Origin of the sequence: Nonomuraea thailandensis, assembly GCF_024172165.1 — a bacterium.
Lineage (GTDB): Bacteria > Actinomycetota > Actinomycetes > Streptosporangiales > Streptosporangiaceae > Nonomuraea > Nonomuraea thailandensis.
In genome coordinates, this window is record NZ_JAMZEB010000001.1 from 157,410 (window position 1) to 172,591 (window position 15,182).

15 protein-coding genes and 2 pseudogenes are annotated in these 15,182 nt (G+C 67.2%); 8 read left to right on the forward strand and 9 right to left on the reverse strand.

Annotated elements, in window-relative coordinates; translation table 11 throughout:
* Positions 1-34: 34 nt before the first annotated feature.
* On the reverse strand, positions 35-970 hold the full coding sequence (locus HD597_RS00725; RefSeq protein WP_253739566.1) for a hypothetical protein: 936 nt from the start codon (positions 968-970) through the stop codon (positions 35-37).
* 72 nt (positions 971-1,042) lie between these two features.
* Between HD597_RS00725 and HD597_RS00730 the strand changes: the two genes are divergently transcribed.
* Entirely contained in the window at positions 1,043-1,348 is a 306-nt protein-coding gene (locus tag HD597_RS00730; RefSeq protein WP_253739567.1) for a helix-turn-helix domain-containing protein, read from the forward strand.
* Between the two features lie 267 nt (positions 1,349-1,615).
* Here HD597_RS00730 and HD597_RS00735 read toward each other — a convergent pair whose 3' ends face one another.
* Positions 1,616-2,041 (reverse strand): hypothetical protein, encoded by a 426-nt coding sequence (locus tag HD597_RS00735; protein WP_253739568.1) that lies wholly within the window; start codon positions 2,039-2,041, stop codon positions 1,616-1,618.
* Between the two features lie 228 nt (positions 2,042-2,269).
* Here HD597_RS00735 and HD597_RS00740 point away from each other — a divergent pair, with 228 nt between their 5' ends.
* Both HD597_RS00740 and HD597_RS00745 read left to right on the forward strand, forming a co-directional pair.
* Positions 2,270-2,425, forward strand: a complete 156-nt coding sequence (locus HD597_RS00740; protein ID WP_253739569.1) for a hypothetical protein — start codon at positions 2,270-2,272, stop codon at positions 2,423-2,425.
* Positions 2,426-2,482: 57 nt separating this feature from the next.
* Positions 2,483-3,001 carry a hypothetical protein gene (locus HD597_RS00745; RefSeq protein WP_253739571.1) on the forward strand — a complete coding sequence of 173 codons (519 nt, stop codon included), beginning with the start codon at positions 2,483-2,485 and terminating at the stop codon, positions 2,999-3,001.
* Positions 3,002-3,138: 137 nt separating this feature from the next.
* On the opposite strand, the pseudogene HD597_RS00750 reads toward HD597_RS00745, so the two are convergent.
* Positions 3,139-4,015: pseudogene (locus HD597_RS00750) on the reverse strand (IS5 family transposase).
* 332 nt (positions 4,016-4,347) lie between these two features.
* On the opposite strand from HD597_RS00750, the gene HD597_RS66485 reads away from it, so the two are divergent.
* Complete coding sequence (locus tag HD597_RS66485; protein ID WP_372513340.1) at positions 4,348-4,527, forward strand: transposase; 180 nt, start codon at positions 4,348-4,350, stop codon at positions 4,525-4,527.
* Positions 4,528-5,314: 787 nt separating this feature from the next.
* Positions 5,315-6,112 carry a fibronectin type III domain-containing protein gene (locus tag HD597_RS00755; RefSeq protein ID WP_253739573.1) on the forward strand — a complete coding sequence of 266 codons (798 nt, stop codon included), beginning with the start codon at positions 5,315-5,317 and terminating at the stop codon, positions 6,110-6,112.
* A gap of 136 nt (positions 6,113-6,248) precedes the next feature.
* Here the strand turns inward: HD597_RS00755 and HD597_RS00760 are convergent, their stop codons facing one another.
* Together HD597_RS00760 and HD597_RS00765 are read right to left on the reverse strand one after the other, a co-directional pair.
* Complete coding sequence (locus tag HD597_RS00760) at positions 6,249-7,460, reverse strand: IS701 family transposase (RefSeq protein WP_253740332.1); 1,212 nt, start codon at positions 7,458-7,460, stop codon at positions 6,249-6,251.
* A 70-nt stretch (positions 7,461-7,530) separates the two neighbouring features.
* Positions 7,531-8,871: an IS701 family transposase gene (locus HD597_RS00765; protein ID WP_253739574.1), complete on the reverse strand. Its 1,341-nt coding sequence runs from the start codon at positions 8,869-8,871 to the stop codon at positions 7,531-7,533.
* A gap of 149 nt (positions 8,872-9,020) precedes the next feature.
* Here HD597_RS00765 and HD597_RS00770 point away from each other — a divergent pair, with 149 nt between their 5' ends.
* Both HD597_RS00770 and HD597_RS00775 read left to right on the forward strand, forming a co-directional pair.
* Entirely contained in the window at positions 9,021-9,398 is a 378-nt protein-coding gene (locus HD597_RS00770) for a LamG domain-containing protein (RefSeq protein ID WP_276082716.1), read from the forward strand.
* A 613-nt stretch (positions 9,399-10,011) separates the two neighbouring features.
* A complete protein-coding gene (locus HD597_RS00775; RefSeq protein ID WP_253739576.1) occupies positions 10,012-10,359 on the forward strand; it encodes a GRAM domain-containing protein in 348 nt (115 codons plus the stop codon).
* A gap of 169 nt (positions 10,360-10,528) precedes the next feature.
* On the opposite strand, the pseudogene HD597_RS00780 reads toward HD597_RS00775, so the two are convergent.
* A pseudogene (locus HD597_RS00780) lies at positions 10,529-10,844 on the reverse strand (IS3 family transposase); the annotation flags it as partial.
* A 517-nt stretch (positions 10,845-11,361) separates the two neighbouring features.
* Between HD597_RS00780 and HD597_RS00785 the strand changes: the two are divergent.
* A protein-coding gene (locus HD597_RS00785; RefSeq protein ID WP_372513316.1) for an IS5 family transposase occupies positions 11,362-12,167 on the forward strand; the annotation gives its coding sequence in 2 pieces (ribosomal slippage) (positions 11,362-11,707 and positions 11,707-12,167; 807 coding nt in all).
* Position 12,168: 1 nt separating this feature from the next.
* Here the strand turns inward: HD597_RS00785 and HD597_RS65650 are convergent.
* The 3 genes from HD597_RS65650 to HD597_RS00800 all read right to left on the reverse strand — a co-directional run bounded on the left by HD597_RS65650 (position 12,169) and on the right by HD597_RS00800 (position 15,147).
* Complete coding sequence (locus tag HD597_RS65650; protein ID WP_253739578.1) at positions 12,169-12,678, reverse strand: Mu transposase C-terminal domain-containing protein; 510 nt, start codon at positions 12,676-12,678, stop codon at positions 12,169-12,171.
* On the reverse strand, positions 12,612-13,511 hold the full coding sequence (locus HD597_RS00795) for a TnsB C-terminal domain-containing protein (protein ID WP_372513341.1): 900 nt from the start codon (positions 13,509-13,511) through the stop codon (positions 12,612-12,614). The genes HD597_RS65650 and HD597_RS00795 overlap by 67 nt, the downstream gene beginning before the upstream one ends.
* Positions 13,512-14,115: 604 nt before the next feature.
* Positions 14,116-15,147: a GlxA family transcriptional regulator gene (locus HD597_RS00800; protein ID WP_253739581.1), complete on the reverse strand. Its 1,032-nt coding sequence runs from the start codon at positions 15,145-15,147 to the stop codon at positions 14,116-14,118.
* Positions 15,148-15,182: the final 35 nt, after the last annotated feature.

Genomic DNA, 15,182 nt, shown 5'->3' on the forward strand with positions numbered 1-15,182 from the left:
GTGCGCGGCGGCCAGGCGCGTGGCTTCGCCGTACTCACATGGCCTGTTCGTCGGGCCTGCCGCGCAGCAGCGCGACCGCGGTGGGCTCGTCCAGGGCGGGGACGAAGTGTTGGTAGCGAGCCAGCGCGGAGGTGCTCATCCCGGCCGCGTCGGCCACCACACCCAGGTCGATGCGGGCGCTCAGCAGCTCGACGAGCCAGGAGGAGCGCAGCCGGCGCACCGACAGGGCGGGCAGGCCGCCGGTCGGGGTGTGACGGGCCGTCCAGGAGCTGAACAAGTTCTTGGCGTGCCGGGCGGTGCGCCTGGACCGGAACACGAACCGGTCACCTGGCTGGTCGGCGGCATAGGCCAGCACGTCCTCCCAGGCGGCGCGGCAGACGATCAACCGCTCCGTGCCGGGGACAGCGACCACCACCGCGCCGCAGGCCAGGCGGCGCAGATGCCCGGTGCGGACGGCGGCCACTTCTCCGGAGGTCAGACCGCAGCCGCAGGCGAGTGCCATCAGCACGAGCGCATCGGTGCGCGCCTGGCCAGGCAGGCACTCAGCCCAGCCGCGCAGGCGGCCGAGCTGGGCCGGCGAGTAGGGCGGACTGACCGTCTTGGGGGCCGTCATCGGTGGTGGCGCCTGTTCGCCGCGTTCCAGCCAGGCCAGCGTGGCGCGCATGTGCCGCAGCCAGGACCGGTAGGTCTGCGCCGAACTCGGGGCCAGGTCGGTGCAGCCGGTCAGGACGAACGCGTCGATCGTCTCGTGTCGCAGCCACACCTCCGGGTCATCCGGCAGGCCGGAGCGGTGACACCACACGGCCAGCCGGGCGGTTGCGGTGAGCAGCCGCTCGACCCGGTAGGGGGAGCGGGCGGCGCTGGCGGCGACCAGCATCCGCACCTGCCCGCAGACGCGGTCCCACTCCGGCGGGGCGTTCTGCGGCCGGTAGCCGGTGATCGTGGCCGAGGTCGCGGGATCGAGGGTCACACCCCATCCATAGTGGCAGGACAAGCAGCCGTTACGCAGTGCGACGACATCAACCGAAAGGAGTGCTTTGTCATGGTCGGAGGACGTGCGCGCTCGGCCGCCCCGCGGGATCTGGCCGAGAACCCGCAGGCCTGGCCCCACGCGGACCTGTCCGGTCATCCTCCCGCTGCCGTTGTCCAGGCCATCGCCGCCAGCCTGACCGGCATTCTGGCCGAACGGCGGCTGAGCCTGCGCGGTCTGGCCGCGGCCTCCGGCGTCAACCGCCAGTCCATCGCCGACCTGCTGGTCGGGCGGTCCTGGCCGGACGTGGCCACCATCGCTCTGCTGGAGACCGCGCTCGCGGTCCGGCTGTGGCCCGAAGGCACTCCGGCGTTCTGACGACGGCGCCGAGCCCTGAGCAGGATGCCGTGATGACCTCGACGACATGGTCGAGCCTTCCCTCCGCCGCTTCGAAACCCGGCATCCGGGCATAAAGCAGCCGTCATTTGGCCCGACGCCCTCCAAGCGATCACCTGCCGCGTTACGCTCAGAGGGCGCGAGCCTTCGAAGAGTTAGGTTCTGTTGGGCGCTCACGCAACCCGGTGCCGTCGAGGTGCAACTCGGCGGCACCACTGTTTGACCCGGTCACCAGACCGGAAGCTGTCCTCAGCTCGTGGCGGCGTTCCCCTCGTCGGCGAAACTGGGTACCCCGTTCGCGATCGCGAACAAGCCCTGCTCCGGCTCGGTCAGCCAGCCATCGACCACCAGCCGCTTGAGCCGCGCGCGCATTCCCTCCACCTGGCCGCGAACATCCTGCTGGCCCAGCGCCCGCACCACATCCCGCGCCCGCAGCGGCGTGTCGGAACTGGCCAGCAACACCACCGCGTCCTTGCGCAACCCCCGCAGAACCGGACGCTCCTGAGGAACCTCCGCCCCTCCGGCGGCAGTTCCTGAGCTGTGGCGGCCCCCGTCCTGGTCGTTTCCGCCAGCCTTGCCGGGCTCCGCTCCGACCGGCTCTTCGGCTGCCTCCAGCGCGGTCAGTTCCTCGCGCGCGATGGACAGTCGTTCCAGGCGACGATCTGCCGCGGCCAACCGCTCCTGGCAGCTCCTCGATCTGCCCCGACAGCTCAGCGCATTCCCCTCGCGCGGATTCCTCGGCCCGCTCCAGCTTCGCCAGCAGCGACGTCACCATCGCCTCCCGCGCAGCAGTTCCAGCACTGCCATCACTCAACGCATTGCTGCAACTCCACACTGTAGGCGGCGATGGCATCGCTGACCCCCAAGACTGCAAGATCCCTTACCGGCCGCACGAAGGGAGGCATGTTCTCCACCACGGGGAAAACGATCATCGCATCGTCATCAGAGCCACCGCGGCTCTCCGCCCTCAACGCGGGCCGAAAGAACATCCTGAAGGATGGCGCGAGCGTCCATGATCAGGTCAGGCGAACGACTTTCGCGTTCAACGCATCTCATTGAGCGGAAAACGACGATCCGAGAGCGCCCGATGGCACTCAGACGAAGGATGGGTAATCAGTGAGAACACCTGACTTCAGGCTCCCGCTCTGGCATGGCTTGGGCGCTCTCGCGCTTGCCGCGCTCATGGGCTGCGTTCCGACCAGCCCAGCATTGACCGGGCTGACCGGCATCACGGTCAACGCCGAAGGACGGCTGACACTGGTCGTGGCCTGGTGCCGGCAGCCCCCCGACCGTGTGGTCATCTACCAGAGAGTCAATGATCGGCTTGAGGACCAGGCTGAACTTAAAGCTCCGAAGTTATCCCGATCGCCGGTCTTTCTGGACTTGGAGAAGATTCCGCCAGGCTGGTCTCTCGTCGAAGGCGATCTGAACCTCCAGCCAGGTCACAAGTACGTTGCCGGCGCGTACAACGCCAAGACCTCTGGGGGAACGTTCCGCGTCTCCTTCACAACCGCGTCCAAGAAGAACCCGACGGGTCGCATCCTTATCCAGGACCACAGCGGCGAGCAGCCCGACGGTGTCGATGTGCCGCTTTCCGCCGCCGAGTTCGAGGCACGAGCAAAGTACTACTGCTGAGAGGCTGCCTCTGCTTCCGGGCAGCCCGCGGGATGGCCTCGGAGCTTCTGTCAGAGACCACCACGACCTGACCCTGGGAAACGATCATCCTCGCTACGGGAAGCGATCTTCTAGGCCGTGTTTCAGAAGTGGTGCGCTCATAGCCAGGTGTCGATCACGGCGATATGAACAGTCGCTTCGTAGCGCACGGCCAGCTTGTCGAAGCGGGTAGCCACCGCCCGGTAGCCCTTGAGCCGGTTGATGCCGCATTCCACGGCGTGACGCAGCTTGTAGGACTCGGGGTCGAAGGCCGGTGGCCGGCCGCCCTTCGTCCCCTTCCTGCGCCGGGCGGCGGCTTGGTCCAGCTTGATCGGGATGGTGGCCTTGATGCCGCGCCTGCGCAGGTAACGGCGGTTACCGCGCGAGCTGTAGGCCTTATCGGCCAGCACCCGGTCCGGCCGGGTACGGGGCCGGCCCCCGCCCAGGCGCGGCACCCGGATGCCCTCCAAGACCGCCGTGAACTGCGGGCTGTCACCACGCTGCCCGGCCGTCAGCACGATCGACAGTGCTCTGCGGCCCTGCTCGGTGGCCAGGTGCAGTTTGGTGCTCAAGCCACCCCGGGAACGCCCCAGCCCGTGATCGGCCGGCTCTTCCTGCACCCCGCCCGGCGACTCGACCTGCAGATCCCCCTCTTCCGCGCCCCGGCGGCGTGCTGATGAGCCCGGCAGACGGTGGAGTCGACACTCACATCCCACGTGATCAGCCCAGCCGCGTCCGCCTGAGCCTGCAGACGGTCAGGATCTGCTGCCAGGTTCCGGCACGCTGCCAGCGCCGGAACAACCCGTAGATCGTCTGCCAGCATCCGTACCGCTCCGGCACGTCCCGCCATGGCGCCCCCACCCGAACCCGCCACCGGATCCCATTAATGAGCTGCCGTTTCGTCCAGGTCGGCGGGCGCCCTGGCTTGCGGCCGACCGGCAGCAGCGGCTCCAGCACCGCCCACTGCGCATCGGTCAGATCAGCCCGCCCGGCCACCGGTAAGGTGTCCACGAGGTCTCCGTGCAGATGGTCTTCTTGGTCGTTGACTCATCTACCGGAGACCTCTTCTTTTGTCGATCTACGAACACCTCGAGCAACCGCCACTCAAGTCACTTCTGAAACACGGCCTAGACATGGGTTTTAACCCAGGCCAGACGTACTCGTGAACACCCCGACCACGCGGCCGACCTCGAGCAGGTCCGCCAGGCATGCCCCGAGCTGGACGCCGCCTTCCGCCACGTCCGCAGCTTCGCCACCATGATGCGTGATCTGCGCGGCGACCGCCTCCCCGCCTGGATCGACGCCGTCCCTGAATAGGACCTGCCCACCTGCATCGTTTCGCCCACGGCCTGTGCTACGACCTCGACGCCATCATCGCCGGCCTGTCGCTCCCCTGGAACTCCGGACAGGCCGAGGGACAGAACACGCGAGTGAAGCTGGTCAAGCGGCAGGGCTATGGGAGAGCCAACTTCGATCTCCTGCGGAAGCGGATCCTGCTCCGAACATGATCCTCAACCCATTCCAAGATCAGCGACAGAGCCCGTTGACTTGTACGTGGCTGTGCACATGAACCTGTACACCGACACCAAGCCGAAGCCGTAGGAGGTCAGTGACGAGCTGCGGGCGGTGATCGAGCCGCTTGTGCCGCAGCGTCAGCGTCGATTCCGGCACCGACCGCAGAACCGGCAAGACCACCATCGTCATCATCTACGCGATCACCAGCCTCCCACCAGGCCGGATCGCCCACACCCGCGTCGCTGCACTCATCCGCGGCCACGGGAGCATCGGGCCCTGCACCATCTCCGCGACGTCACCTACCGCGAAGACGCCTGCCGAGCCCGGACCGGAGCAACTCCCCGCATCCTGGCTGGCCTGCGCACCCTAGTCATCGGCCTGGCACGCCTGCTCGGCTGAACCAACATCGCCTCCGCCACCGATCACTGCCGCAGCCACCCAGCCGACGGTCTTCAGCGACGCGGTCTCACGACACGAGAACGCTTCAGCCCTGCCACGCCGCACCAGCAGCGCTTTCCTGCCAAATAACGCCCTATTTGCGCCAGTTTCGCCATCTCGGAGATTCCGAGATAGGCAGATATCACCGAGAAGAACGGGAGCATCAGGGCAAGAGCGAGCTCCAAAGGCTCCGCCGGCGTGGTATTCCGTGCCAGGGGGCGTGATCGTCAAACCCTACATGGCGGCGCGTTTTATTGATGGAGGACGGAGAAAACGCAGGCGACGTTCAAGCCTCGAAGACTTCATACTGTCACTACGTTCCATCAATTCACGGGGCAGCATTTGTTGCGCAACATTTCTCGGGCCTTATGCGTCACCACTCTCATCTCCGGCCTCACCGTTCCCGGCGAGGCCGGAGCGACCACCGATCAGCCGCCGTCGGCGCCCTCCGGCGTCACCTCCCAGGGCGGACCGGGGCAGGTGGAGATCTCCTGGTCGCCCGCCACTGGCGACAACGGAGTGAGCCGATACGAGGTCTATCGGTCCTTGTTCGACCCCACTCCTGGCTCCACCGACACGGTGCTGGTCGGAACGGTGACCGGCCTGTCGATCGTAGACAGCGGGCTGGCGGCGAGCAGGTACAACTGCCGCATACGCGCCGTGGACACGTCCAGCCAGCCGGGAGCGCTATCGGTGAACATCGCATCTCAGGCGACCCTGTGCGCACCGACCGACTGCCTTGCCGCCGCCTACGGCATGCGGACGTCATCCAGCACCGGCGAGCTGGTGGACGAGTCAGGCCACGGCAACCACGGCACCCTCTCCGGAGTGGTCACCACCGCTGATGGCAGGCACGGCCTCGGCTTTGAGTTCGGACCGTCGGCAGGCGAGATCATCATCCCGAACTCGGAGTCGCTGACCCTGGACACCGCAGCCACTCTGGAGGCTTGGGTCTATCCCACCGACATCACCAACCGCCGCCCCATCCTGGTGAAGGCGGGCCCTGACATCTACACGAGCTCGTACGAACTTTACGCGGTGAGCGCCAACGACAACCAGCCGCCGGCCGGGCCAGGCATCCTTCTCAACTCCTACGGCAGCCAGATGGGCCTAGTACTACAGTCATGTTTTGTGATCTAAAGTTGGATCTTGTTGTGGCGTAGCCAGCGTTTCCAGTAGTGGCTGCTGCGGGCGCGGGCTTGGTGGGCGCGTCGGAGATGTGACCAGCCCATGGCGCGTTGCAGGATGTCGCTGATGGGGTGGGTGACGGCGCTGGTCAGATGTGCCAGGAGACGGCGGATCTCGGCTGGGGTGAGGGGGACCAGGCCGCACGTGCTTTTGGGGCGTGGGCGGCGGTGACGGCCAGGTAGGCGTGGGCGAGCATGGCCAGGGTGATGTGGCGGTGGCAGCCGTCGTAGCGGCGGACCTGGTACTGGTCCAGGCCGACTTCGTTCTTGGCGGACTGGAAGCACTCCTCGATGGCCCATCGGGAACCGGCGATGCGAACGAGCTGGTCCAGCGAGGTACCCGCGGGTCCGAAGCACAGGTAGTAGGCCATCTCCAGCTCGCCTTGATCGTTCGGGGTGAGACTGCGGCGGACCAGGAGCCAGCGCTGGAAGCCGCCGGGTCCGCCCAGGTGGTCGTCGGTGTGGGGCGGCAGGGTCGCCATCGCCCAGTCATACAGGCGCGGCCCCTTGGCCCCATCGCCCGCCGACAGGCGTTTCCATGCCTGCTCGGGGGCGTCGGCGGTCACCGCGTCGGCTCGTGAGCCGGTGTTGCCGTAGCCGATACCGGTGCCGAGCGACTGGCTCCTGGGCACGGCGACGACGTAGCCGACCTCGCGTTTTTCCAGGAACAGCCGGAACTTGTGGTCCTGGCCGTACGCCTCGTCCGCGCTCACCCACGAGGCGGGCACGCCACTGTCCAGTGCCCGACCCAGCATCGCCGCCGCTAGCGCCGGCTTGGTGGCGAACGACACACTGTCGGGGATGCCGGCCTGCGCGCACCGGGCCCGATCATCGGTCCAGGACTTCGGCAGGTACAACTCGGCATCGAGCAGCGCGCGCCCGCGCGGGGTTGCGTACACGAGAAACACCCCGAGCTGGCAGTTCTCCACCCGGCCAGCCGTTCCCGAGTACTGTCGCTGCACCCCGGCTGAGCGGGTGCCCTTCTTAATGAACCCGGTCTCGTCCACGACCAGTACCCCGCCCGGATCTCCCAACTGCTCGACCACGTAATCACGCAGGTCAGCACGGACTTCCCGAGGGTTCCACCGCACGTTGTTCAGCAGCCGCTGCATCCGATGCGGCTGCGCATCACCCGCAGCCTCGGCCAATTGCCAGCCGTTCTTCCGCTCCACCGGCGCCAGCAGCCCGACCAGATACGCCCGCGCCTGCCGACGCGGCTCCACCCGCCCGAAACGGCTGGCCACCCGAGCGAACAGCTCATCCAGCCCCGCCGCCCACGACTGGAGATCCTCAGACGTCACCACATCCGACACGGATCCGACTATAGATCACAAAACATGACTGTAGTACTAGTACGGCAGCCGCCATTCGTTAGTTGAGCTGGATGTATGCGGTGGTGAGGCGGGCTCGGTGGTGGAACCAGCGGGCGTGGGCTTGATGACGGCGTCGCCAAGTCGACCAGTGGGCGATGTGTTCGAGCGTCGGTGTGTGGCCGGTGACGGCGTTGAACAGGCGCTTGACCTCGGCGACCGTCAGCGGGATCAGGCCGGGGTCGTCAGGCGGTGCTTCGTCGGGATGCGTGGGACGGCCGGCCTGGGTGTCGGTTGCGTGCCGGACTGCGGCGGCGGTGACCGCGCAGACGGCCAGGGCGGCCATGACCAGCACGAGGTGGCGCAGCAACGCCTGGTGAAGACGGACCTGGGACTCGTCCAGGCCGAACAGGTCCTTGCCGGCCTGGAGGCTCTCCTCCACCGGCCATCTCAACCCGGCGGCCGAGATGAGGCGGGTCAGGGTGGCGGGCTGGCCGGCGGGCACGAAGCAGTAGTGAAAGGCCAGTTCGCCGGTGGTGCGGTGCTTACGGACCAGGAGGAAGTGGGCAGAGCTGGCGGTGGCGATCCAGGCCCAGGCATAGGTGCGTTCTCCCTTGGATCCTGACCCGGCCGAGCGGATGGTCCACCGGCGTTTCTGCCGCAGGTGCTTGGCCACGGCTTGTTCGCAGGTCAGGCAGCTGCCGCCGCCGAGGGCGAGGGTGAAGGTGGTGGCGCGGACGCGCAGCACGTAGGCCTGCCCGTGGTCTTCCAGGAAGGTGCGCAGTGCGGTGCAGGCGCCGTAGACCTCGTCCCCGGTCACGAAGTCCAGGCGTACGCCGTCGGTGTAGGCTTCGCCGAGCAGGCCGATGGCCAGTTCGCCCTTGGTGGCGAAGGTCAGCTCAAGAGGCAGGCCGGTGGTGATCGCGGTGACCGGGTCGCTGATCTGCTCAGCGGGGATCCATGGCCGGGCGCCGATCAGTGCGTGTCCGGCCCCGGCGCGGACGTAGGCCAGGTAGACGGTGTTGATGCCGTTGTCGATGCTACCGGCGCAGCCCATGTGCTGACGCTTGACGCCTGCCGTGGCCGTGCCCTTCATTTCCTGGCCGGACTCGTCCAGCACTCCGACCTTCAGGCTGCCTGCGCTGGTGGCGGCTTCGAGGCGGGCCACGGCGAAACGGCGGACGACGCTCATCGCGCCGGCGGTGTCCCACCGGGCCCGGTTCAGCAGCCGCTGGGTGGCGTCCGGCCGGTGGTCGCCGATCCATTCGGCGATCGTCCAGCCGTTGCGTTTGGGCAGCTCCGACATGACGGCTCGGACGTACTTGGCGGCCTGTAGCCGTGGTTCGATCCGGGGGAACATCGGGGCCAGCGCGGTCATGAGGTCGTCGAGGTTCCGTTGCACGCGCCCGGCCTCTACGATGAGGGCAGCAGCCGCTTTGGATCTTGTTCTCGTCACACAGACATGATCACGAGCGGCTGCTCTCGTTGTACGGGGATCCCGCCAGAAGCTCCCATCAAGCTGGCACCGTGTCATCCCAGCTCACACAGCAAATGGCGGCTGCCGTACTAGGTAGCGAGGGCCCGCTCCCCGTGAACACCTGGACCCACATCGCCGCCACGCTCGACGGGACCTACCTGCGGCTGTACGTCAATGGCACGCTGGTGGCCTCGAAGCGCGAGAACGATCCGATCAAGGTCACCAACGCCCCCGTACGGATCGGCCGCGACTTGCCGCAGTTCAACAAGCAGTTCAAAGGCCGCATCGACGACATCCGTATCTACCGTACGGCTCTGACGCCCGAGCAGATCCAATCGGACATGAACACCCCCGTGGCGCAGGCCGCCGGCCATTCATCCCGGTCCGCCGCCTTGATGAGCGGCGGACCGTCCGCGTCACCGCAGACCTACACCGCAGGACAGCAACTCTAGGAGGAGTGTCGGGCCGCGCACCTGCCCAGTCGACGGGGCGTGCATCTGCTCTCCGAGACGCTTCGAAATGCAGGATTGTGCGAATGCCCTGGAACTTGCCGCGCCGACTCTCTGTTTCCCGGCCGAGCGCGCTTCGTATCATGCCACAGCAGAATGGCTTGTCATGGGCCCGCGATTGGCCTATCTACCTGCTGGCAGGCATGCGACTGATCACCGCTTGGAATCTTCGCCGTGTGCCGCGTCTACGGCCTGCAGGCGTTCTCCGAGATTCGCGGATGTCGGACTTCCATCGCTTTCTGAACATCCACCCGCGGAGCTTTCTCCTGCACGTGCTGTCGCTGAATCTTCTAACAGGAGGCCTGCCATTTCTCGCGCTGGGTCTCGTTTCTGGAGGTCCCTCGAATCAAGGCGGCATGCGGGATCATACTCCTGCGCTCCCTCCTCGCGGGGCTCCTGCACGCATGCGTGAATGCCTCCAGCCGCGCCTGCTGGTGCCGCCGCCATCGAGAGGCGAACGAGGCTCAGCGGCCGCAGTACGTGCTCGTGGCAGAGGCGAGGGGGTCGAGCGGGCGTCGATGGACGAATTCTAGAAGGGATAGGAGTAGCGGCGGCTATGGACGAACGCGCTTTGGCCAAGGTGTTCCAGGGGACCGACATCGTGGCCGCACCCGGCGAATCTGTGGTGCGCAGAGCCGGCGCTAGCCTGCGATCCGGCCCCATGGCGGTGCGCGGCCGCCTTTGGTTGACCAGTCACTGGCTGGTCTTTCGTTCGCACTCCATGAATGTTCAGGCGGGCGTCTGGGCATGGCCACTGGTGGAGATCGTTTCAGTGGCGCCGGACAAGACGGTCTCCGTCATGCCGACCGGCATGGAGATCGTGCTGTGGAGTGATGAACGCGTTCATTTCCTCGTGTATCGCCGTCAGGTCTGGATCAAGGCGATCATGGAGGCGAGAGGCTGATGTGATCGCCGCCCGCTGCGATGGCATCGGGGGCAAGCATCGATATCAACCATCGCTCGGCGACCTGCGCGCAACACCGCCGACTGTCCACACCGCGTCCGGACGCGATGCGCTCAGCTTCAGGCAAGCTGGAGTTGCCGCGGTTCGATAGACACATCAGCGCTTGCGACTACGCGGCAGCATAGTCGAGGTCGTGGGCGTTCTTGATCGCGTGTCGGCGTTCGTACTCGGCGGGGCTGAGCTGGCCGTTGGCGGAGTGCCGGCGGCGCGGGTTGTAGAAAGCCCTCGATATAGCTGAACAGGGCTCGTTCGGCTTCTGACCTGGTGTGGAAGGTGCGCCGGTCGATCAACTCACACTCTAGCGAGGCGAAGAAGCTCTCGGTGATCGCATTGTCGAAGCACGTCCCGGTGCGGCCCGTCGACGGGCGGACGCCGGCCTGCTCGCAGCGCTGGCCGAAGGCAATGGAGGTGTATTGCTCGGATTCAATCGGTGTGGCGGCGGGCGGGCCGCTGTCGGTGGTGTTGGCGGCCGCAGTGTGGTCGGGCGGGGCTGATCGATCAGTGGCGTACGTCAGGCCGCCGGCGGGTGTCGGCTTTCGGGTGGAGTGCGGGTCGGGGAGGTCTGCCGGGTCGGGGGCGCGGTCTGGTTCGGCCTGGTTGCCATCTGGGTCCGAGGGCTGTTCCACGCCTGGGTGTCTATCCGGGCAGAGAACGCCTCGCTCATTCCAGTAGCGTTTGAGTCGTGGAGTGTTACCTGGGGTAGGAGTAGCGGCGTCCTGGTCAGGGGCTTGGGGGAAGGACGACTTGAGTTCCGGGCCGGCTATGTGGCCGGTAGCGCCCGGGTTGGTCGCGGTGGCTTCGTCGGTAGTGGCCCAGGAGCGCAGCGCGGGAGCGGGGTAGGCGGCGGGCAGGGGTTCGCTGTGGGCGGCCAGCAGGGCGTCGACGACCGCGGTGCGGGTGGTTAGACCGTGACTCATTTGGGGATTGATCGTTAGTTCATTCGTGGATGCGTTCCTTCAACGGCTGGTGCCTGACGAGTTGTGGGAGTTGTTCCTGCGGGTGGTGCCGCCGGCGCCGACGCGGCCGCAGGGTGGCGGACGGCGGCGGGTCGACGATCGAGTGATCCTGGCGGCGATCGTGTACGTGGCGACCACGGGATGCGCCTGGCGGCAGTTGCCGCCGGTGTTCGGCGCGTCCTGGCAGACGGTGCATCGGCGCTTCACCGAGTGGAGCGCTGCGCGCGTGTGGGCCAAGCTGTACCGGGTCCTGCTGGACGAGCTCGGCGCGCGAGGAGAGCTGGACTGGTCGCGGTGCGCGATCGACTCCGTGAGCGTCCGGGCGATGAAAGGGGGGACCTGACAGGCCCGAATCGGCTCGATCGCGGCAAGAAAGGGTCGAAGATCCACCTCATCACCGAACGAACGGGTCTGCCCATCGCTGTCGCGATCAGCGCCGCCAACCTCCACGACAGTGTCGCGCTGGAACCGCTGGTGCGCAGCATCCCGCCCATTCGCTCCCGCCGCGGACCACGACGCCGCCGGCCGGGCAGGCTCCACGGGGACAAGGGCTACGACTATCCCCGCCTGCGGGCCTTCCTGCGCGGCCGGGGCATCGTCCCGCGTATCGCCCGTCGCGGGATCGAATCCAGCCAGCGGCTGGGACGCCACCGCTGGGTCGTGGAAAGGACGGTCTCGTGGCTGGCCGGCTGCCGCCGGTTACACCGGCGCTACGAACGCCGGGCCGACCACTTCGCATCCTTCGTCGCTATCGCTGCAGCCCTCATCTGCTACCGCCGACTCACCAATTGAGTCACTGTCTTAGCTGGCCGCGCAGGTGCTTGCGGCGGGCGTTGCGAGCGGCGGTGATCTCTTTGAGGCTGACCGTCTCTCCGGCCAGGTCGGGGCAGACGGCCCGGCACAGGAACTTCTCCCCGCCCGGGGTGCGCAGGTAGACGCGGATCTCGGTGATGTCGCGGGGGTCGTAGCGGATGGTGACGTCCTCGCGGACGTAGTCGGCCAGGACCGGGTCGATGAACCGCAGCGCCAGGAAATGGATCCCGTCGGTGTGGACCTTGCGGGGTTTGGCGACCGTCGATGGCAGCAGGTCGAGTTGTTCGAGCGAGTCGGGCATGCGCGGGATGAACGCGCCCGCCTCCCAGCGTGTCTGGGGCGGTGTCCTGGTTTCGGAGTGCGACCGCCGGTTGTACACCTCGCGGATGAACTGGCCGATCGCGGCGTCGAGCTCGGGCAGGGTCAGGGTGGCCTGGCCGGCCCGGTCGGGGTGCCGACGGGTGCGTAGCCGGGCAGGTGCGCCAGGCACATCTGGTTGAAGGTCTCCAGGACCCGTTCGATCTTGCCGTGGCCGTGCGGCTGTCCCTTCTTGGTGAACACCGGACGGACTTTCAGGTCGGCCATCACCTGCTCCAGGTGTGCGGAGGTGAAGTCCGAGCCGTGGTCGAGATGGAACACCTCGGGGATGCCGCACACGTGCCAGCCAGGTTCGCTCTTGCGCCAGATCGCATGCCGGAGCGCCAGCGCGATCGTGAGCGCCGAGGGTGCCTCCAGGTTGAGCGCGTATCCGGCGATCGCGCGGGAGTGGTCGTCCTCGATCAATGTCAGCCACGGCCGCGACGGCTTGGCGGAGGCGTCGATCACCCAAATGTCCAGCTCGGTGTGGTCGGCCTGCCGGATCTGGTTCGGCTTGGACGCTTCACGGCGATGCACCAGGTCATACACCTCCCAGTATCTTTTCGTACCCTCCAGCGCGGGGGTCACCAACGCGGGGTCGACGTTCCTGATGACCTCGGAGACCGTGGTGTATCCCGGGACCGGCCAGCCGCGGGCGGTGGCGACGCTGGCGGCCTGTCGGTGGATCGCCGCGACGCTCGGCTTCGGCGGGCGCAGCGCGAGGCCTTCGATGAAGACGACCAGCTCGTCGGGGATCTTGCGGCGGCCACGGTCCGAACGCCGCGCACGAGCCAGACCGGCCAGGCCGTCGGCCTGGTAAACCGCCCGCCAGCGCCGCAGCGTCCGCTCAGGGACGCCACAGCGAGTCGCGAGCGTTGCCGGCGGCACGCCGTCCTCCACATGCGGGCGGAGAAGCCGCCACCGCTCCATCGCCTGCTGGCGGCGAAGCTCCGTCAGGCCGCTCAGCGGACCCCCACGACCGTCCTACCCGCCGGGTACCCCGGCCGGGCCGACTGGACCGCCCGTCTCATCCGCCGCCACGAACACCAGAATCCCCCTGCCAGCGATCGTCCGCCACCGCTCGCCTCTTATTTCGTGCCTCGGGATGCGCTGGTCGAGCGCTGCGTCGTCGCCGGCCGGCCGATCGCTCAAGTAGGGGCGCCGGTAATAGACGCGTCATGAGCCCCAATCGAGCTTCCGGCCGGCGTGCACAGAGCGTGGCAGGGCCCCGCGATCTCCATGGTCGGGGCCCTGGTCCGTGACAATCGCCTTATCACGGGTCAGGCACACCCTATGGGCACAGTGGGTAGTCGGTTGCTCGGCGTAGGGTTACGATCGAGCCCTGCAACCCGAAGCCCTCGGGATATTGGAGGCCGCACTCTGGGGCTTGGCCGGCGGCGGGGCGCCGCGCTGGTGTCGTTGTCGGCGGCCATCAAGGTAGTGCTCGGGGGCCAGGGCGGCGACGGGATGCGGTGGGCCGGGAGGCGCGCGATGCTCACCAACGCACACACTGTGCCGCGCTCGCCTGCACCCCCGCCGACCCGCACGTCCCGCGGTGCGAGGTGCGGGCTCACCGCTCGGGCGATGGCGAGCTGGGTGCATGAGGTTGGTGAAGGCGGCGTTGGTCAGCGGGGTTGAAGGTTTGCCGGTAGCGGTTCGGGGAGGTGTAGACGTACTTGGCGAAGTGTTGTCGGAGGTTCATTGAAGTGCCGAAGCCGCATCGCCGAGCGACCTCTTCCACGGAAAGATCTGAGGTTTCGAGGAATTCCTGGGCCAGGTGGATCCGCTGTAGGAGCAGCCATCGCTGCGGAGTCGTCCCGGTCTGTTCGCGGAATCTGCGGTTGAGGGTGCGCGGGCTGACAGCAGCGTGGCTGGCCATGTCGGCCAGCGTGATCGGTTCGGAGAGGCGATCGCGGATCCAGCGCATCGTTGGTTCGAGCGAGCCGTGGTCTGGGCCTGGTTGGGGATGGATGATGAACTGCGCTTGCCCTCCGTCGCGTTGAGGTGCGATGACGGTGTGCCGGGCTACTTCGGCCGCGATGGCCGACCCGAAGTCGGTGCGGACCATGTGCAGGCACAGGTCCAGCCCAGTGGCGGCACCAGCCGAGGTGAGCACGTCGCCTTCGTCGACGAACAAGACGTCAGGATCCACGTTGACGTTCGGATAGCGCTCAGCCAGCCGGGCCGCGCTGCTCCAATGGGTCGTGGCCGATCGGCCGTTGAGCAGGCCGGCGGCCGCCAGTATGACCGCTCCGCTGCAAATCGAGGCGATCCGCACCCCCCGCTCGTGCGCGTCCTGCAGGCATTGGATCACCGCCCGTGCCGGTTCCCGATCCTCGTTGCTGCCAGCGACAACGATCGTGTCAGCGGTGCGCACCACGTCGAGCAGATGCGGGGCTGTCATCCGGAACAACTCCACACCCCCGGCACCGGTCACCCTCAGACTGCGCCGTTCGCCGCAGACCAAGGTCTCATACAGCGGCTCGCCGAACAGGGCGCCTGGGGCTTTGTCCAGCGTGTGGGCGAGGCCGAACACCTGCAGGGGGATCGCCAGGTCAAGGCTGTCGACACGATCGACCGCCAGGACCGCCACTCGATGCATGGCCAGAAACTATCGACCATCGGCATTCTTGTCAC